An 18478-nucleotide genomic window follows, 5' to 3' on the forward strand; every position below is an offset into this window, starting at 1 on the left:
AATCAAGCCTTTTTTCTCACGACAATCGTCCAATCCGCTTGATTGAAACGCAAAGAATTGAGGAGCTCATGCCCTTTAGATTGGATAAATTCAGCGCTTTTAGGGATGTTAGAAAAATCCCCCACTTCAAACATGAAAATAGCGACTTCATTAGGTTGCATTTCTTTTTCAATCAATTCTTCTAAGCGTTCAAAAATACCTGCTTTTAAGGGACGTAAATCAAAGCGTTTCATCTATCCACCTCGCCAAACACCGCATTGGTTGAGCCAATCACGGTTACCGCATCCGCTAAATATTGCCCCACTAAAATATCGCTTAAAGCCCCAATGTGATAAAAGCTAGGGGCTCTGATTTTTAGCCTGTGAGGGTAAGGCTCGCCCTCTGAATGGATAAAAAACCCTAATTCCCCTTTAGGGCTTTCTGTGGGGGCATACACTTCCCCAATTGGCGGGCGCATGCCTTGAGCCACTAAAACAAAATGCTGCATCAAGGCGTAGTTTTGCGTCATTATATCTTCTTTAGGGGCAGAAATATAATGCGGGTTTTGAGCCATGATAGGCGTATCGGTTTTAGCATACATAGGAATGAGCTGTTCAACGATGCGAATGCTTTCATCAATTTCTAACATATACAAACAATACCTATCATAACTATCGCCATAATTGCCCACCGGCACATCAAAATCAAGCTCTTTATAAAGCTCATAAGGCTCTTCTTTCCTAATGTCATAAGCGATCCCAGTCCCTCTTAACATGATACCGCTCATGCCCCAACTTTGCGCCATTTTTGGCGTTACAACGCCCACATTTTCCAAGCGCATCCGCCAAATACGATTCTTATCCAATAAGCCTTGAATGAGTTTTTTGCATTCCCTCATTTCGCCTAAAAACTTTTTTAAGCCTTCTAACCAATTAGGGGGTAAATCCAAAGGCACGCCCCCAATCCTTATAGCGTTATGCGTGAGCCTGGCCCCGCAATAATCCTCCATCAAATCCAAGCCGTATTCTCTCGTTTTAAACGCATACAAAAACACGCTCATCGCCCCCACATCTAAAGCATGCACGCTGATAAAAAAGATGTGTGAGATCATGCGGTTAAGCTCTAGTAAAATCGTGCGGATCACTTGCGCTCGACGAGGGATTTCTAAATTGAGCAAGGTCTCTACCGCATAAGCGTAAGCGTAATTATTGCTGGTAGAAGAAGTGTAATCCAGTCTGTCGGTAGTGGGCATGTATTCGTTATAGGTCATGTTTTCGCCTAATTTTTCACAGCCTCTATGCAAGTAGCCAATTTCAGGGGTAGCCTTAATGATTTTTTCGCCCTCCAATTCCAAAATCAAGCGCAATTGCCCATGGCTACTAGGGTGTTGAGGGCCAAAGTTTAAAATCATTTGGTTATCGTCATGTTCAAAAACGATGTTTTCAAACTGAGGGTTGAGTTTCGTGAAATTTTGAGCCATTTTATAGCCTCTTTTTTAAGATAGTGGGGGCGATTTTGTGCAAATCTTTGACAAAAGGGATTTTCTTAAACGCATGCTTTTCTTCTGTTTCTTTTAATTCTTCACCCTTGCCCTGCTCATAGCCAATTTTGGCGAAATTGAAAGTGTCTTTTTCATCCACCCTCGCGCTGTCTCTCTGCTCTTTGCCCACCACTTCTCGGTATTCTTTGCCAAAAATTTTATCCACTTCATACCATTGGGCGAATTCATCGCCTTTGAGCGGGTAAGAGCGCAACAAGGGGTGGCCTACCCAATCATGCGGCATGATAAGACGTTTCAAATAGGGGTGTTTGTCAAACACAATACCAAGCAAATCATACGCTTCCCTTTCGCTCCAATTAGCCGAGCGGTATAAAAAGCTCAAAGAATCCACGCTCTCATTAGGCAACAGAACGCATTTCACGCGTACCCTACGGCGGTTCTTACAACTATCGCTAAAACCCACAAATTGATAAAACAATTCAAAATACCCTTTTTTAGCGCACAAATCTATCGCGCTCATTTCACTCAAGCACTCATAACCCAAATGCCTTAAAATCGTAGCGACAGAAAAAATATCGTCTTTTTTGATCCAAAACACAGCCGTGTTAGTCTCTATATATTTGTCTAAAACCTCATGTTTGTAAGAAAGATGGTTGTAAATGACCTCATAAGCACTGCCCTCTAAATATTTTTTAGGGGTGGGTTCTATGATTTTATAGGGGTCATGCTGGCGCGATTGTTTTTGCACATCTTCATAGGGGGATTGTTTTCTTACCATCACACTAACCTTTTGGGAGCGTCTTGTTTGATCGCTTTAGAGCGTCTGATTTTATCTTGCAAAACCATAAGAGCGTATTGTAAAGTTTCTGGGCGTGGTGCACAACCGGGCAAGTAAATATCCACAGGAACGATCCTGTCTGCTCCTTGAACGGTCGCATAAGTGTTGAACATCCCGCCCGTGTTAGCGCAACTCCCCATAGAAATCACCCATTTAGGTTCAGGCATTTGATCATAGAGCCTGCGCATAAACTCGGCATGTTTTTTAGTGAGCGTGCCAGCGATGATCATCACATCCGATTGCCTAGGGCTCGCTCTAAAAATCGTGCCAAACCGGTCAAAATCAAACCTTGAACCCCCTGTCGCCATCATCTCAATCGCGCAACACGCCAAGCCATAAGTTAAGGGCCAGAGCGAATTAGAACGCCCCCAATTCAATAATTTATCCAAAGTGCTTAGAACAACCGGTGCTTGTTGCATTATTTCACCTCTAATTTTTGCCAACTCAAAGCGTTTCGCTTTAAAGCGTAAATAAAACCAATGGTTAAAAAGAAGACAAAGCCTAGCATTTCAATGAGCCCAAACAAACCTAATTTTTTAAAATCAATCGCCCAAGGAAACATGAAAACGATTTCTACATCAAATAAAATAAAAAGCATGGCCATGATATAGAAATGGTGCGACACTCTATTAGGCTGTTTGAGAGCCACAGGTCCGCATTCATAGGGAGCGAGCTTGAGCTTTTCGCCCTTTTTTTGAGCCATTTTACGGCTTAAAAACCTTTGAATCCTTAAGGTTAAGTTAAACACCCAAAAGGTGAATACCAACAAAACAAAAACGCCAAAATAGGGGTGATTCAATGCTTCTGTGGCTTGTTGCATCAGGCTCTCAAACTCCTTTAATTATTCGCAAATGATGAAGCCAATTAAACCATGTTTTTGCTAATCGTTAGCTGAAAAAATAAAAATTATTTTAACATCTCTTAAGAGGCCATTTCTATGAGTTTGGGCATTAAATCTTGCATGGCATGCACCGCGCTTTCATTAATGCATTGGACATTCTGGGGCAAACGGGCGTTTTTAGCTTTAGGGTCAATGTAATAAATGAGGGCGTCTTTATGTGCATGCGTGTAGAGGCTAGCGGCCGGATAGACTTGCAAAGAAGTGCCAATGATGATTAAAAGGTGTGCTTGTTTGACTAAAGAAATCGCTTCTTTAAGCAAAGGCACCGCTTCGCCAAACCACACAATATCAGGGCGTAATTGCGATTTGTCTTTGGCCAAGTCGCCTAAATTCAAGTCCTTTTCCCACCTATAAATTAAATTAGGATCTTTTTCGCTGCGAACGCTTAATAATTCCCCATGCAAGTGCAAAATGCGAGAAGAACCCGCCCTTTCATGCAAATCATCTACATTTTGGGTGATGATATGGACTTGATAGTGTTTTTCCAATTCCGCTAAAGCCTTATGGGCCTTGTTAGGATAGACTTCAAAAAGCTGTCGGCGCCTTTGGTTGTAAAAATCCAACACCTTTTGCGGGTTCTTTTTCCAGCCATAAGGCGAAGCGACTTCCATGATGTCATGCCCTTCCCACAAGCCATCAGCGTCCCTAAAGGTTTTAATCCCGCTTTCTGCTGAAATGCCAGCCCCGCTTAGGATCACTAAATTTTTCATGTTTCCTCCTTGATAATTTCAATATGAGTGCCGCTGAGTTTGTCATGCAAAAAAAACTTAAAAATAAAAGGCGCAACAAATCCTACAAGTAACCCCATGCTCAACACCCACAAAACAAAGCGCCACAACGCCAAAAAAAAGCCCACTTCTTCACCATTATTTTTGACCAATTTAAACTGAGCGTAACGCATGCCAGGGCTTTGGGATTTAAAAGCGATAAAAAAGCTGTGCGTTAGGGCGTAAAAAAGCAGGCATAAAAAAATCGCGCTCTGGTTTTCCCTAAAATCCTTCGCGCTCCCTAAAATCGCATAAGTCATTATATAAAGCATGGGGGTATAAATCATAAAAATATCGGTGATGAAGGCCTTTAAGCGTAAAGAGAGATACAGCCCTTTTAAAGGGCTTTCTAACGCTTGCTTTTTTTCTGGGGTTTTATTTTTTTTGGTTTTTTTAGTTGCCACGACTTCCTGGCTTTATAGCAACGCTACTAGCGCATAAAGGGCAAGAACTAGGCTTATGCATGTCAAAAACAAAATCTTCTAAAGCAAAAAGGGGTAAATGGCTAGGCAAACATGCGCCCTCTTGGGCTTTCAAATGAGAATGGGTGCGTTTGCAAATACCCCGATTGGCTAAAGCGCCAAAAGCCACGATTTGAGCGCCCTTTTCTTCTAAAACTTTAGCGCATTCCATGGCGGATTTTCCCGTGGTGATGATGTCTTCGCACACTAAAATCTTTTCATTTTTTTTGACTTCAAAACCACGCCTTAATGTCATGGTATTATCCACCCTTTCAGTGAAAATAAAACGCACGCCCAAAGCCCTTGCAAGCTCATACCCAGCCAAGATCCCCCCAATAGCCGGCGAGCATACGCATTCAATATTCAAATGAGCTTCTTGGATTTGTTTGGCTAATTCTTTGGCTAATTGTTCGGCTAGTTTGGGATCTTCTAAAACTTTAGCGGATTGCAAATAATAATTGGAATGAAACCCGCTGCTGAGCAAGAAATGCCCCTCTAACAGCGCTTGAGCGTTTTGATAACATGCCTTAATATCCATGATTTAGACCTTTAAGATCGCGTCTTCTTTGTTTTTCACGCTTTCATCAATTTTTTTAATGGCTTCATCGGTGATTTTTTGGATCTGTTCTTGGGCTTTTTTGCTTTCATCTTCACTGATTTCTTTGTCTTTTTCTAATTTTTTTATCTTGTTGTTAGCGTCTTGGCGGATATTCCTCACAGCCACTTTAGCCTTTTCGCCCATCGCTTTGGCGTCTTTTGCGATGAGTTTTCTTTGCTCGGTTGTCATGGGTGGGAAAAAAAGCTTGATCGCTTCGCCGTCGTTATTAGGATTGACGCCGATATTGGCTTCTTGAATGGATCTTTCAATTTCTTTGAGAAGGTTTTTTTCCCATGGGCTGATTTGAATGGTGGTCGCATCCAAGCTCATCACGGATCCGACTTGATTTAATGCCGTGGGCGTGCCGTAATAATCCACTTTGATGTGATCTAAAATATTGACTGAAACTTTCGCGCTCCTTAGAGTGGAAAAATCCCTGTTTAAAGCTTGAACGCTTTTTTGCATTAGATCTTTGGTTTCGTTATAAATGGCTTGTAACATTATTTTTCATCCTTTTTTTGGTTGGTATGGGCGTTGGTTTGTGTCGCATGCGTTTTAGGCTTTTGGTGGGTGGTGGTTGGGGGCGTTTTGGCGTTCTCTTTGGTTTTTTCAACACCCTTTATACCATTTTCTTTGGCATCATTTTTTTCATTTTTTTCGTTCTGTTTGGGGCTTTCAACAGAGGGTGCTTTGGCTGGCTCTTTAGGAAGTTCGTCAGGCGTTTGTTTTGGCATTAAAGGATTAGTGGGGGCTTGCTCTAAAGGGTTGAGCGTAGGGTTTAATGTGGGATTAAGCGTAGGGTTGAGCGTGCCGGTGGCAGGGACTAAGGGTGAAAGATCTTTGTTGGTTTTGGTTTCATCTAAAATGCTTTTGCCGTATTCTTTGTTGTAAAAATAGCCCAAAGCGATGGTGTTAATGACAAATAACAGCCCTAAAAACATGGTTAATTTCGCCATAAAGCTTGCGGGCCCTTTAGCGCCAAATAAAGAATCGTTGCTCCCGCTATAAGCCCCTAAGCCGATGCTAGAACTTTTTTGCAACAAAACCACCACCACAATCAATACCGCTAAAACAATTTGTAAGCCTAACAGAGCGCTTGTCATAAACACTGATTCCTTAAATGCCTAAAATTTAGAAAAAATTAGGCTTAATCTTACCTAAAATTTGCTAAGAATACACTAAAATTTAGTTTTAATTTTAAGGTAGTGTGTTAAGGCGGTGGTGTTGGATTCTTTTCATTCATTTAATCAGCATGCATTCAATAGGCATGCCAAAACTTATCACCTTTTTGCTCATATCCAGCAACAAATCGCTATCTGTCTTGTTCAATTTTTAAAACAAAAACATTACGCTAAAGTTTTGGATTTAGGATCGGGGAGTGGGGCTGTTTTTAACGCTTTAGAGCGGCAACATATTGTGATTGAAAATTTTATCGCTTTGGATAATTCCATAAACATGCTCAAATTACACCCCACGCATTCTATCAACATTCAAAAAATCTCTTTAGAGCATGCGGATTTTGAAGAACATGTTTTTTGCGATTATGATCTGGTTGTGTCTTCTTCCTCTTTACAATGGGCAAGGGATTTAAAAAGCGTTTTAGAAAAAATCGCTTTTTCTAGTAAGGAGGCTGCTTTAGCTATCCATACGGATTTTAGTTTGCATGAAGTGCATGAGTTTTTAGGCACGCCTTCGCCTTTAAGGGATCTCAAAACGCTCAAATCCTTGATTAAAAACGCTTTTAAACATTTTCAAATAGAATTGGAAAACAAGCGCTTCGCTCTTTATTTCAACCGCAAACAAGATTGCTTGGATTACCTTAAAAAATGCGGTCTTTTGGGGGGTTCAACGCTGAGTTTCAAGCAAAAAAAACATTTTTTCCAAAACATGGCGTTTGAAAAATTGAGCTATGAAGTGTTACTCTTTTCGGGGATCAAGCGTTCTTAAAAACTAAGACAAATTAAAATATTAAAATTAGGTGGTTACAATAACACTAACTAAAACAACGAGAAACAACATGCACAAAAAACGAGTCTTTTCAGGCATCCAACCTACCGGGCAAATCCATTTGGGCAACTATCTGGGGGCGATCAAGCATTGGGTAGAGATGCAAGATGAATATGAAAACCTTTTTTGCGTCGTCAATTCGCATGCGATCACCCTACCCATAGATCCTGCATTTTTAAAATCCCAAACTTATGAGCTAGTCAAATTGCTTTTAGCTTGCGGGATTGATCCCAAGCAATCGGGGTTATTCATTCAAAGTGAAGTGGATGAGCACCCGGCTTTAGCGTGGCTATTAAATTGCCAGGTGTCTATGGGAGAAATGCAAAGAATGACGCAATTCAAAGACAAGTCTTTAAAAAACCCTAAAAGCGTGAACGTGGGGCTTTTCAATTACCCTATTTTAATGGCGTCAGATATTTTATTATACCAAAGCGATTTAGTGCCAGTGGGCGAAGATCAAAAACAGCATTTAGAGCTCACACGAAACATTGCAGAAAAATTTAACAGGGATTTTGGGAACTGCTTTAAAGTGCCAGAGCCTTTGATCGCTAAAGTGGGGGCAAGGGTTATGGGGCTAGATGATCCAAAAGTGAAGATGAGTAAATCGCATCAAGGGGCTAACCATGCGATTTTTCTTTTAGATGAACCGGACATTATTGTAAAAAAAATCAAAAAAGCGGCCACGGATTCTATGGGCGTTATTGCATTTGATGAAAAAAGAGAGGGTATTTTTAACCTTTTAAATATCTACATGCTTTTAAGCAATGAAAGCCCAGAAAACATAGAAGAGCGTTTCAAAAATAAGGGCTATGGGGATTTTAAAAAGGAATTAGCTGAAGTAGTGATCCAGGCTTTAAAGCCTATCCAAGAAAGATACCAAGAAATCAGCGACGATGAGGTGAAAGCCGTCTTAAATTGCGGCGCTAAAAAAGCCAGGCCTTTAGCGAGGGCGACTTACCAAAAGGCTAAAGAATTGATGGGGTTGGTTTAGATGAAAATTTTAAGTTTATGGTTAGGGGTGTTTTGTTTTCTTAAGGCTACACCTTATTTATACTTGGGCGAAGAACCTAAATATAAGGAGAATTTCACGCATTTTGAATACGCTAACCCTAACGCCAGAAAAGGCGGTGTCTTAAGGAATGACGCTATAGGGACTTTTGATAGTCTTAACCCTTTTGTGCTTAAAGGCACTAAAGCCGAAGGCTTGGATTTGATTTATGACACTTTAATGGTGCAAAGTTTGGACGAACCTTTTGCGGAATACCCTTTGATCGCTAAAGACGCAGAAGTGGCCAAGGATAACAGCTATGTGATTTTTACGATAGATAAAAGAGCGAGATTCAGCAATAACGCTCCCATTTTAGCGAGCGATGTGAAGTTTAGTTTTGATACGATCATGAAATTAGGATCGCCTATTTATAGGCAGTATTACCAAGATGTTAAAAAAGCGGTTATCTTAGACAAACACCATGTTAAATTCATTTTCAAAACCACTGAAAATAAAGAGTTGCCTCTCATTTTAGGGCAGTTGCAGATCTTTTCCAAAAAAGCGTTTCAAAAGGATTATTTTGAAAAAAACCCCTTACTCATTCCTGTTTCTAGCGGCCCTTATGTGATCGCTTCTTTTGATGTGGGCAAGAAAATCACCTACCAAAGAAACCCTAACTATTGGGCGAGGAATTTGCCTAGCAGAAAGGGGCAATTCAATTTTGATGAGATCAAATTTGAGTATTACAAAGACGAAACCATTGCTTTACAGGCTTTTTTAAGCGGGGCGTATGATTGGCGCCTTGAAAGCACGGCTAAGGTTTGGGCTAGGGGCTATGTGGGGAAAGCTATGGACAATAAAGAGATTACGAAGTATTTGATAGCCCACAAAATGCCAAGCGGCATGCAAGGGTTTTTCTTCAACACGCGCCGAGAAATTTTCAAGGATAAAAGGGTGCGTGAAGCCTTATTTTATGCGTTTGATTTTGAATGGGCGAATAAAAATTTGTTTTTTTCGCAATACAAGCGCACCACTAGTTTTTTCAGTAACTCTATCTATGCGTCCCCTCCTCTCCCAAGCCCTGAAGAAAAAGTTCTGTTAGCCCCTTATGAAAAGAGTTTAGATGAAAGGGTTTTTAAAGAGTCTTATGTCGTGCCTAGAACCGATGGGCCTGATGTTTTAGGCTATAATTTGAGGGAAAATTTAAAATACGCCCAAAAGCTTTTAGAGAGCGCGGGCTTTTCTTACAAAAACATGCGTTTAGTGGATAAGAATAACAAGCCTTTCAGTTTCACTTTGCTTTTAAACAGCCCAGCCTTTGAAAGACTGGCCCTAGCTTTTGCTAAAAACTTAAGGGTGTTAGGGATTGAAATGAAAATCCAAAGAGTGGATTTAAGCCAGTATGTCAATCGGGTTAAAAGCTATGATTTTGACATGATTGTAGGAGTGATTGGCCAATCGTCTTTCCCGGGTAATGAGCAGCGCTTTTATTTTGGCTCTTTGAGCGCGAAAGAAAAAGGCACAAGAAATTATGCGGGAATCTCTAGTAAAGCGGTAGATGATTTGATTGAAAAAATCATTAACGCTAAAGATTACAAGGAGCAATTGGCCGCCATTCAAGCGATGGATAGGGTGTTGTTGTGGGGGTTTTATGTGATACCGCATTTTTATTTGCCTAATTACAGGATCGCAGCGTATAATTACATCGGCATGCCTGAAATCAGCCCTAGCTATGGATTTTCGCCGTATTTGTGGTGGATAAAAAAAGAAAGGGGTCTTCAATGATCGCTTATATTCTCAAACGCTTGCTTTTGATTATCCCTACTTTATTAGCCATCATGACGATCAATTTCTTTTTGATCCAATCCGCCCCAGGAGGCCCCATAGAACAGATGATGGCTAAAATCAATAACACGCAGTCCAAAGAGATTCAAGGCGTTGTTAAAGAGCGTTCGTATAGGGCGTCTCAAGGGTTGGAGAGCGATTTGTTAGAAAATTTAAAAAAACTCTATGGTTTTGACAAGCCTATAGGGGAGCGCTATCTTCTCATGCTCAAAAAATATCTGCAATTTGATTTTGGGGAGAGCTTTTATCGCCAGATTAAAGTGATAGATTTGATTAAGGAAAAATTGCCCGTATCCATTTCGTTAGGGCTTTTTAGCACGCTTTTGATCTATCTTATTTCTATCCCTTTAGGGATTTTCAAGGCCAAACGCAATAACGAGCCTTTAGACGTGCTAAGCAGCGTGGTGATCATTGTCGCTAACGCTATCCCGGCCTTTTTATTTGCGGTGGTGTTAATCGTGTTTTTTGCCGGAGGGAATTATTGGCACTGGTTCCCTTTAAAGGGGTTGGTGAGCGATAATTTTGAAAGTTTGAGCGCGTTAGGTAAGATCAAGGATTATTTATGGCATATCACCTTGCCCGTTCTTTGCATTTCTTTAGGGGGTTTTGCAAGCCTCACGCTCTTAGTGAAAAACTCTTTTTTAGATGAAATGGGCAAACTTTATGTGGTGAGCGCTAAGGCTAAAGGCTGTTCAGTGGGGCGTATTTTTTATGCGCATGTGTTCCGTAATGCGATTTTATTGGTAGTGGCGGGCTTTCCGCAGGCTTTTTTGGGCATGTTTTTTAGCTCAAGTTTGTTGATAGAGATTGTTTTCAGTTTAGACGGGTTAGGGCTTTTAGGGTATGAAAGCATTGTGAGTAGGGATTATCCCGTTGTGTTTGGTTCGCTCTATATTTTCACGCTTTTAGGCTTGGTAGCGAGTTTGATAAGCGATTTGCTTTGCGTGGTGATTGACCCTAGGATTGATTTTGAAAAGCGTTGAGGGCAGGAATGAAAACTGAGATGAAATATTCTTTAAAACTTTTTATGCAGCCTTTGTTGGTGGTTTTAGCGTTCATGTTGTTGTATGCTTTAGCGCATGCTGCGCTTGGTTTTTATGTGAAAAAAGACAGCGCTCCAATAAACCAGAATTTAGAAAAAACCGAGATAGAGTACCAAAACAGCGCGCTTTCGCCCAAACAAGAAGAATCCAACGCAACCACAACCGCCACAGAACAAAGCCCCACCAAAGACACAGCACCACCTTTAGACACAGCCGCGCAAGAACAAGAGAATAAACAAGAGCAAGAAAAAGAAACCAAACCTAAACAAAACAGCGTCTCGCCCACTCAAAACAACCAAAAAACCCCCAAAACCCCCACAATGGGAAAAAAACCTTTAGAGTATAAAGTCGCAGTCAGTGGCGTGAACGTGCGCGCTTTTCCTAGCACAAAAGGTAAAATCATTGGCTCGCTTCTAAAAGATAAAAGCGTGAAGGTTTTAGAAATCCAAAACGATTGGGCTGAAATTGAATTTTCTAATAAAACAAAGGGCTATGTGTTTTTAAAACTTTTAAAAAAGGCTGAATGAAAGAATAATGAAATTAAAATCGTTTGGGGTTTTTGGAAATCCCATTAAGCATTCCAAATCGCCCCTAATCCATAACGCTTGTTTTTTAACTTTTCAAAAAGAATTAGGGTTTTTAGGGCATTACCACCCCATATTACTCCCTTTAGAAAGCCATATCAAAAACGAATTTTTGTATTTGGGATTGAGTGGGGCTAATGTAACCTTACCCTTTAAAGAAAGGGCGTTTCAGGTTTGCGACAAAATCAAGGGTATCGCGCTTGAATGCGGAGCAGTCAATACGCTTGTTTTAGAAAATGATGAGCTTGTGGGTTACAATACCGACGCATTGGGTTTCTGGCTCTCTTTGGGAGGTGAGGGCTACCAGAGCGTTCTGATTTTAGGCTCTGGGGGGAGCGCTAAGGCTTTAGCGTGCGAATTGAAAAAACAAGGCTTGGAAGTGAGCGTGTTGAATCGCTCTGCTAGGGGATTGGATTTTTTCCAACGCTTGGGCTGTGATTGTTTCATGGAGCCTCCTAAAAGCGCTTTTGATTTGATTATTAACGCCACTTCAGCGAGTTTGAATAACGAATTGCCTTTGAATAAAGAGGTTTTGAAAGGGTATTTTAAAGAGGGCAAACTCGCTTATGATTTGGCGTATGGGTTTTTAACGCCCTTTTTATCTCTGGCTAAAGAGTTAGAAATCCCCTTTCAAGACGGGAAAGACATGCTCATCTATCAAGCCTCTTTAAGTTTTGAAAAATTCAGCGCTTCTCAAATCCCTTATTCAAAAGCGTTTGAAGTCATGCGAAGTGTTTTTTGATGCAAGGGTTTTTAAGAAGCCTGTTTTTTGGGGTTAAAAAGATCCCTAAGCGATTCGCTCCCCTAGTAGAAAAGGGCGTTTTAAAAGAAGCGCTTCAATCAAATAAGGATCGCTATTTTTTAAAAGAAGGCTTTGATATAGGCAAGATTGAAAGGGTAAAAAATAAGGCGTTTTTCATTTCTTTAGCGAAAAATTACCCCAAAGACCCTTTAATCAAAAACTTACCCCCATCTTTTAAAACAGACGCTTTGATTCTATGCCAAATAGAATGTTCTAAAAAACGCCCCATAGCCTTTTTTAAAGCCGCTCTTTTAAATGCAGATCACACGATGATAGCTTACTTGGCTAAAGAAAAAAACCAGATTGTGGCTATCCCTTTTAAAGAGCCTTTTAAAAAACCTATTTCTTTAAAGCACAGCCAAAGATCCTTATTAGAATTGCCCAGGCATTGCGTGGTAAAGATCGATCTTAAAAAGCGTGAAATCAGCGAAATTTTAGGGGCTTTAGAAGACCCTTTAATAGATGAAAACCTTTCTTTAAGCCTTTTTGACAGGATTAAGGATTTTTCAAAAGATTGTTTGAATTTAGCCCAACATTACGCGCAACTCAAAGCGAGCGATTTTAAAGACAGGATCGATTATTCTCACATCCCTTTTATCACCATTGACCCCAAAGACGCTAAAGATTTTGACGATGCGATTTTTTATGATCAAGAAAAAAGGGTTTTGTTTGTGGCGGTTGCTGATGTGAGCGAATTTGTGCCGAAACATTCCAGTTTGGATAAAGAAGCTAGGCTTAGGGGTTTTAGCGTGTATTTCCCTAACAGCGTCTATCCCATGCTGCCTTTGAGTTTGTCTCAAGGGGCATGCTCATTAAAAGCGTTTGAAAAACGCCTGGCTTTAGTGTATGAAATCCCTTTAGACGATTTGAAAAACGCCCGATTATCTCAAGGCGTTATTGAAGTTAGGGCTAATTGCACTTATGAAGAAATCAATCATTTTTTAAATACCCAACAAAGCTCTTTAGATAAAGATTTGCAACAAAGCCTTTTAGGGTTTTTAGAAATGGCTTTAAAGTTAAAAAAGGAGCGTTTAAAAAAAGGGTTTAATTTCAATTCGTTTGAAAACAAGCTGTATTTAAATAAAGAAGGGCGTATAGAAAAAATTGAAACAGAAAAAGAAAGCAGCGTGCACACCCTTATAGAAGAAGCCATGCTGTTAGCCAACCAGTCTAGTGCAGGGTTATTAGATGAGCATTTTCAAAATAAGGGGATATACCGCACCCATAAAGAGCCAAGTTTGGAGCAGCAAAAACGCCTCTACGCTAAGCTTTTTGATTATGAGATTGTGCGCCCTAAAAACATGGGCTTTTTTCCTTTTTTAGAGCATGCCTTAAAGATAGCCAAAGAAAAGAGTATAGAAAGAGAAGTTTCGCGCTTGATCATTAAGTCTCAAAATTTAGCCCTTTATAGCCCCATGCAAGAAAGCCATTTTGGTTTGGGGTTTGCCAGCTATACGCATTTCACTTCGCCCATTAGACGATACAGCGATTTAGCCTTACACAGGCTTTTAAAAGAATTATTGTTCCATCAGGCTAAAGGCTGCTCGTATTTGTTAGAAGAAACGCCTGAATTATGCGCTGAGTTGAACGCTTTGCAAAAAAAGGCCGCTTTGATTGAAAGGGATTTTATCAAACGCAAATTCGCTCGCTTAGCTTTAGAACTTTTAGAAAAAGAATTTTTGGGCGTGGTTTTGGAGGTTAAAGATTGGGTGGTGGTGGGGTTAAAAGAATTAATAGGGCTTAAAGTTTTAGTCAAAACGAACAAGGTTTTTAAGCCTTTAGAAAAGGTGCGCGTTACAATCACGCATGCGGATTTGATTTTAGGGCAAGTTAGAGGCGAAATCACAGAAAGGATTAAAGAGCATGTATCGTAAAGATTTGGACCATTATTTAAAACAACGACTCCCTAAAGCGGTGTTTTTGTATGGGGAGTTTGATTTTTTTATCCATTATTATATTCAAACGATTAGCACGCTTTTTAAGCTCAGTAACCCTGACACAGAAACTTCGCTTTTTTATGCGAGCGATTATGAAAAAAGCCAGATTGCGACCCTTTTAGAGCAGGATTCTTTATTTGGAGGGAGCAGTTTAGTCATTTTAAAACTGGATTTTGCGCTGCATAAGAAATTTAAAGAAAATGATATCAATCTTTTTTTAAAAGTTTTAGAGCGGCCTAGCCATAACAGGCTTATCATAGGGCTTTATAATGCTAAAAGCGACACCACCAAATACAAATACACTAGCGATGCTATCGTTAAATTTTTCCAAAAAAGCCCCTTGAAAGATGAAGCCATTTGCGTGCGCTTTTTTATGCCTAAAACTTGGGAGAGTTTGAAATTCTTGCAAGAAAGGGCTAATCTTTTACATTTAGACATCAGCGGCCATCTTTTAAACGCTCTTTTTGAAATTAATAACGAAGATTTAGGCATTTCGTTTAACGATTTAGACAAGCTAGCGGTTTTAAATACGCCCATCGCTTTAGAAGACATTCAAGAATTAAGCTCCAATGCGGGGGATATGGATTTGCAAAAGCTCATTTTAGGGCTTTTTTTGAAAAAAAGCGTGCTTGATATTTATGATTATTTGTTAAAAGAGGGCAAAAAAGATGCGGATATTTTAAGGGGGTTAGAGCGGTATTTTTACCAGCTTTTTTTATTTTTCGCCCACATTAAAACGACCGGTTTAGTGGACGCTAAAGAGGTTTTAGGCTACGCTCCCCCTAAAGAGATTGCCGAAAATTACGCCAAAAACGCCCTGCGTTTGAAAGAAGCCGGCTATAAGAAGGTTTTTGAAATTTTTAGGTTATGGCGCATTCAAAGCATGCAAGGGCAAAAGGAATTGGGCTTTTTGTATTTGACCCCCATTCAAAAAATCATTAACCCTTGAAAAATGCTGAAAGGTGTTAATAAAACTAAATTTAATCCAAAAACAAGCGAAAGCAAGGTATAATTGAAAGTTTTTTAGACCTTGCTCTTTTTTAGTAAAAAAAGGGCTATACAACCACAAGGAGAATGGATGAGGCATTATGAAACGATGTTTATTCTCAAACCTACTTTAGTAGAAGAAGAGATTAAATCCAAAATTGAATTTTACAGAGAAGTGATCACTAAGCATCACGGCGTGATTGAAACGAGCCTGGATATGGGCATGCGTAATTTGGCTTATGAAATCAAAAAGCATAAAAGAGGCTATTATTATGTGGCGTATTTCAAAGCAGAGCCGTCCATGATTTTAGAGCTTGAACGATTGTATCGCATCAATGAAGACGTGTTGCGTTTCATTGTGATCAAATACGAAAGCAAGAAAGAAGTGGAAGCGTGGCATGCGTTAGTGGATAGGGCTAATAAAAAGCCATCGCACGCCAAAGAAAAACACGAAAAAACCGTGCATTCCCACCACTTAGAGGAAGCAGAAAGCGTAGGATCTCATAGCGAATAAGGGCTTATCATGTTTAATAAAGTGATTATGGTAGGGCGTTTGACTAGGAATGTGGAGTTGAAATATTTGCCTAGCGGTTCGGCTGCGGCTACAATAGGTTTAGCCACAAGCAGGCGTTTTAAAAAGCAAGACGGCACGCTAGGCGAAGAAGTGTGCTTTATAGATGCGCGTTTGTTTGGGCGAACGGCTGAAATCGCTAACCAGTATTTGAGCAAGGGTTCAAGCGTTTTGATAGAGGGGCGTTTGACTTATGAAAGTTGGATGGATCAAACGGGCAAAAAAAATTCCCGCCACACTATCACAGCGGACTCGTTGCAATTTATGGATAAAAAGTCAGACAATCCCCAAGCAAACGCCATGCAAGATAGCATGACGCATGAGGGTTTCAACAACGCTTATCCCGCTAATCATAACGCTCCCAGCCAAGATCCTTTTAACCAAGCCCCAAGTTATGCGCAAAACGCTTACGCTAAAGAGAATTTACAAGCACAGCCGTCCAAGTATCAAAACAGCGTGCCTGAAATCAATATTGATGAAGAAGAAATCCCCTTTTAAGGGTTAAAATTAAGGAGACATTATGGAAAGAAAACGCTATTCAAAACGCTATTGCAAATACACTGAAGCTAAAATCAGCTTTATTGACTATAAAGATTTAGACATGCTCAAGCACACGCTATCAGAGCGCTATAAAATCATGCCAAGGAGGTTGACAGGCAATAGCAAAAAGTGGCAAGAAAGGGTGGAAGTAGCGATCAAAAGAGCCCGCCACATGGCTTTAATCCCCTACATTGTGGACAGGAAAAAAGTCGTGGATAGCCCTTTTAAACAGCACTAAATTTTTGATTAGGGCTAATAGGGGGCATGCCCTTTTAATCTTATTTAATCTTGGCTTGGCTTTTATGGAGTGCTAGCGGTAAAAACGACAAAAAGCATTTTTTAAAACAAAATGAAAAATCTTGATTTTAGCGGTGGTTTCTTAAGCGTTATTAGAAATCTAGTGGGAATGTTATTTTGAAAATACCCCCTTAAGAGTTTTACAACCAAATCCAAAACGATCCCACCAAGCAACTAAACCCCCATCTTTACCGCTATCCCTATTAAAACAAATTTTAAAACCTTTTTAATCATTTAAAATAGCTCAAAAATACCCCAAAAACCCTTTTTTTTTTTTTTTTGAAACAACAAAACCCCCATTAGCGCAAAAATCTTATCAATTCATGCTACAATTAACGAAATCTTGTGATAAGATCTTATTCATTTAAAAGACTTATCTAACCATTTTAATTTCAAGTTAATTTCAAGGAGAAAACATGAAAAAACACATCCTTTCATTAGCTTTAGGCTCGCTTTTAGTTTCCACTTTGAGCGCTGAAGACGACGGCTTTTACACAAGCGTAGGCTATCAGATCGGCGAAGCCGCTCAAATGGTGAAAAACACCAAGGGCATTCAACAGCTTTCAGAAAATTATGAAAAGTTGAACAATCTTTTGAATAATTACAGCACCCTAAACACCCTTGTAAAGCTATCCTCCGATCCGAGCACTGTCAACGACGCAAGGGATAATCTAGGCTCAAGCGCTAAGAATTTGCTAGATGTCAAAGCCAATTCCCCCGCTTATCAAGCGGTGCTTTTAGCATTGAATGCGGCAGTGGGGTTGTGGCAAGTTACAAGCTACGCTTTCACTGCTTGTGGTCCTGGTAGCAATGAGAGTGCAAATGGAGGTATCCAAACCTTTAATAATGTGCCAGGACAAAATACGACGACCATCACTTGCAATTCGTATTATGAGCCAGGACATGGCGGGCCAATATCCACTGCAAATTATGCGATCATCAACAAGGCCTATCAAATCATTCAAAAGGCTTTGACAGCGAATGGATCTAATGGAGATGGGGTCCCCGTTTTAAGCAACACCACTACAAAACTTGATTTCACTATTCAAGGAGACAAAAGAACGGGTGGCAAACCAAATACACGTGAAAAGTTCCCATGGAGTGGTGGGAAATATATTCACACCCAATGGATTGGCACAACACCACAATCAACAGAAACAAAGATCAACACAGAAAATAACGCTCAAGAGCTTTTAAAGCAAGCGAGCATCATTATCACTACCCTAAATGAGGCATGCCCAAACTTCCAAAATGGTGGTAACCGTTATTGGGAAGGGATAAGCGGCAATGGGACAATGTGTGGGATGTTTAAGAATGAAATCAGCGCTATCCAAGGCATGATCGCTAACGCGCAAGAAGCCGTCGCACAAGCCAAAATCGTTAGTGAAAACACGCAAAATCAAAACAGCTTGGACGCTGGAAAACCATTCAACCCCTACACAGACGCAAGTTTTGCTGAAAGCATGCTTAAAAACGCGCAAGCCCAAGCGGAGATTTTGAACCAAGCCGAACAAGTGGTGAAAAACTTTGAAAAAATCCCTACAGCCTTTGTAAGTGACTCTTTAGGGGTGTGTTATGAAGTGCAAGGAGGTGAGCGTAGGGGTACCAATCCAGGTCAGACAACTTCTAACACTTGGGGGGCAGGCTGTGCGTATGTAGGACAAACGATAACAAATCTTAAAAACAGCATCGCTTATTTTGGCACTCAAGAGCAGCAAATACAGCAAGCCGAAAACATCGCTGACACTCTAGTGCATTTCAAATCCCGATACAATGAATTGGGCAACACCTATAACAGCATCACCACCGCGCTCTCTAGCATCCCTAACGCG

The 18478-nt window shown here is 40.3% G+C and carries 22 protein-coding genes; 12 read left to right on the forward strand and 10 right to left on the reverse strand.

Going from position 1 to position 18478, the window contains the following annotated elements; translation table 11 throughout:
• Positions 1-2: 2 nt before the first annotated feature.
• The 10 genes from G6069_RS01595 to secG form a co-directional block, all read right to left on the reverse strand.
• Positions 3-233 (reverse strand): NADH-ubiquinone oxidoreductase subunit E family protein, encoded by a 231-nt coding sequence (locus G6069_RS01595; protein ID WP_000819168.1) that lies wholly within the window; start codon positions 231-233, stop codon positions 3-5.
• Complete coding sequence (gene nuoD, locus G6069_RS01600) at positions 230-1459, reverse strand: NADH dehydrogenase (quinone) subunit D (protein WP_197293163.1); 1230 nt, start codon at positions 1457-1459, stop codon at positions 230-232. Before nuoD ends, G6069_RS01595 begins: the two co-directional genes overlap by 4 nt.
• A 1-nt stretch (position 1460) precedes the next feature.
• Positions 1461-2258 (reverse strand): NADH-quinone oxidoreductase subunit C, encoded by a 798-nt coding sequence (locus G6069_RS01605; protein ID WP_164866218.1) that lies wholly within the window; start codon positions 2256-2258, stop codon positions 1461-1463.
• The gene (locus G6069_RS01610) at positions 2258-2737 is read right to left on the reverse strand and encodes a NuoB/complex I 20 kDa subunit family protein (RefSeq protein ID WP_001183508.1); all 480 of its coding nucleotides are present in this window, start codon (positions 2735-2737) and stop codon (positions 2258-2260) included. Before G6069_RS01610 ends, G6069_RS01605 begins: the two co-directional genes overlap by 1 nt.
• Entirely contained in the window at positions 2737-3138 is a 402-nt protein-coding gene (locus G6069_RS01615; protein WP_001183537.1) for an NAD(P)H-quinone oxidoreductase subunit 3, read from the reverse strand. Before G6069_RS01615 ends, G6069_RS01610 begins: the two co-directional genes overlap by 1 nt.
• A gap of 101 nt (positions 3139-3239) precedes the next feature.
• Positions 3240-3929, reverse strand: coding sequence for an SIR2 family NAD-dependent protein deacylase (locus G6069_RS01620; protein WP_097717029.1), 690 nt, complete (start codon positions 3927-3929; stop codon positions 3240-3242).
• The gene (locus G6069_RS01625; RefSeq protein ID WP_197293164.1) at positions 3926-4390 is read right to left on the reverse strand and encodes an RDD family protein; all 465 of its coding nucleotides are present in this window, start codon (positions 4388-4390) and stop codon (positions 3926-3928) included. The genes G6069_RS01620 and G6069_RS01625 overlap by 4 nt, the downstream gene beginning before the upstream one ends.
• Positions 4380-4985 carry an orotate phosphoribosyltransferase gene (gene pyrE, locus G6069_RS01630; RefSeq protein WP_079373442.1) on the reverse strand — a complete coding sequence of 202 codons (606 nt, stop codon included), beginning with the start codon at positions 4983-4985 and terminating at the stop codon, positions 4380-4382. Before pyrE ends, G6069_RS01625 begins: the two co-directional genes overlap by 11 nt.
• A 3-nt stretch (positions 4986-4988) precedes the next feature.
• Entirely contained in the window at positions 4989-5546 is a 558-nt protein-coding gene (gene frr / locus G6069_RS01635; protein WP_197293165.1) for a ribosome recycling factor, read from the reverse strand.
• Positions 5546-6148, reverse strand: coding sequence for a preprotein translocase subunit SecG (gene secG / locus G6069_RS01640; protein WP_197293166.1), 603 nt, complete (start codon positions 6146-6148; stop codon positions 5546-5548). The genes frr and secG overlap by 1 nt, the downstream gene beginning before the upstream one ends.
• A gap of 121 nt (positions 6149-6269) precedes the next feature.
• Here secG and G6069_RS01645 point away from each other — a divergent pair, with 121 nt between their 5' ends.
• The 12 genes from G6069_RS01645 to G6069_RS01700 all read left to right on the forward strand — a co-directional run.
• Entirely contained in the window at positions 6270-6992 is a 723-nt protein-coding gene (locus G6069_RS01645; RefSeq protein ID WP_197293167.1) for a methyltransferase domain-containing protein, read from the forward strand.
• A gap of 70 nt (positions 6993-7062) precedes the next feature.
• Entirely contained in the window at positions 7063-8043 is a 981-nt protein-coding gene (gene trpS, locus G6069_RS01650) for a tryptophan--tRNA ligase (RefSeq protein ID WP_197293168.1), read from the forward strand.
• Positions 8044-9825 carry an extracellular solute-binding protein gene (locus tag G6069_RS01655; RefSeq protein WP_197293169.1) on the forward strand — a complete coding sequence of 594 codons (1782 nt, stop codon included), beginning with the start codon at positions 8044-8046 and terminating at the stop codon, positions 9823-9825.
• Complete coding sequence (locus tag G6069_RS01660) at positions 9822-10868, forward strand: microcin C ABC transporter permease YejB (RefSeq protein ID WP_000562622.1); 1047 nt, start codon at positions 9822-9824, stop codon at positions 10866-10868. Before G6069_RS01655 ends, G6069_RS01660 begins: the two co-directional genes overlap by 4 nt.
• 8 nt (positions 10869-10876) lie before the next feature.
• A complete protein-coding gene (locus G6069_RS01665) occupies positions 10877-11455 on the forward strand; it encodes an SH3 domain-containing protein (protein WP_197293170.1) in 579 nt (192 codons plus the stop codon).
• Positions 11456-11462: 7 nt separating this feature from the next.
• Entirely contained in the window at positions 11463-12254 is a 792-nt protein-coding gene (locus G6069_RS01670) for a shikimate dehydrogenase (RefSeq protein WP_197293171.1), read from the forward strand.
• Positions 12254-14188 (forward strand): RNB domain-containing ribonuclease, encoded by a 1935-nt coding sequence (locus G6069_RS01675; protein WP_197293172.1) that lies wholly within the window; start codon positions 12254-12256, stop codon positions 14186-14188. Before G6069_RS01670 ends, G6069_RS01675 begins: the two co-directional genes overlap by 1 nt.
• Positions 14178-15200, forward strand: coding sequence for a DNA polymerase III subunit delta (gene holA, locus G6069_RS01680; protein WP_197293173.1), 1023 nt, complete (start codon positions 14178-14180; stop codon positions 15198-15200). Before G6069_RS01675 ends, holA begins: the two co-directional genes overlap by 11 nt.
• Before the next feature lie 129 nt (positions 15201-15329).
• Positions 15330-15752: a 30S ribosomal protein S6 gene (gene rpsF, locus G6069_RS01685; protein ID WP_197293174.1), complete on the forward strand. Its 423-nt coding sequence runs from the start codon at positions 15330-15332 to the stop codon at positions 15750-15752.
• A 9-nt stretch (positions 15753-15761) separates the two neighbouring features.
• Positions 15762-16307 (forward strand): single-stranded DNA-binding protein, encoded by a 546-nt coding sequence (locus G6069_RS01690; RefSeq protein ID WP_000482424.1) that lies wholly within the window; start codon positions 15762-15764, stop codon positions 16305-16307.
• Positions 16308-16329: 22 nt separating this feature from the next.
• Entirely contained in the window at positions 16330-16587 is a 258-nt protein-coding gene (rpsR, locus tag G6069_RS01695) for a 30S ribosomal protein S18 (protein WP_000440196.1), read from the forward strand.
• 475 nt (positions 16588-17062) lie between these two features.
• Positions 17063-18478: SabA family sialic acid-binding adhesin (locus tag G6069_RS01700; RefSeq protein ID WP_197293175.1), on the forward strand; the 1416-nt coding region annotated here is incomplete at its 3' end.

Origin of the sequence: Helicobacter pylori (assembly GCF_017594925.1) — a bacterium.
GTDB classification, from domain to species: domain Bacteria; phylum Campylobacterota; class Campylobacteria; order Campylobacterales; family Helicobacteraceae; genus Helicobacter; species Helicobacter pylori_DP.